The 310-nt window shown below is 67.1% G+C and carries 1 pseudogene; it reads left to right on the forward strand.

Going from position 1 to position 310, the window contains the following annotated elements:
• Window positions 1–310 (forward strand): annotated as a pseudogene (locus tag SB822_RS56005) (hypothetical protein); the annotation flags it as partial.

The following is a 310-nucleotide window of genomic DNA, read 5'->3' on the forward strand; positions in this document are numbered from 1 at the left end:
GGCAAGATCGACGCGGAAACCGCAGTCGCCGCTTGGCGCCGTAACACAGACGAGGCGCGTCGGTCGATCACCGATCAGTCGCGCCCGTCGCTTGCGAATGCCGCGTTCTCAATGCCGTCTCTGCCGGCTAACCCAGATGAGGATGGCGACGATGACGAGGTGCCCGCTGCCGCGAGCAAGGAAGACCCGTCGATGGTCGCTTACCGCGCTGCGCGGGCCGCGAGAGAACAGACCCGGCTCGAGCGGGAGCTCATGGATTTGGAGCGCGAGCGCGGGACAACGCTGCCGCTCGCAGATGCACAGCGCCTCG

This window comes from Paraburkholderia sp. SIMBA_054, assembly GCF_046534875.1.
GTDB lineage: Bacteria > Pseudomonadota > Gammaproteobacteria > Burkholderiales > Burkholderiaceae > Paraburkholderia > Paraburkholderia hospita.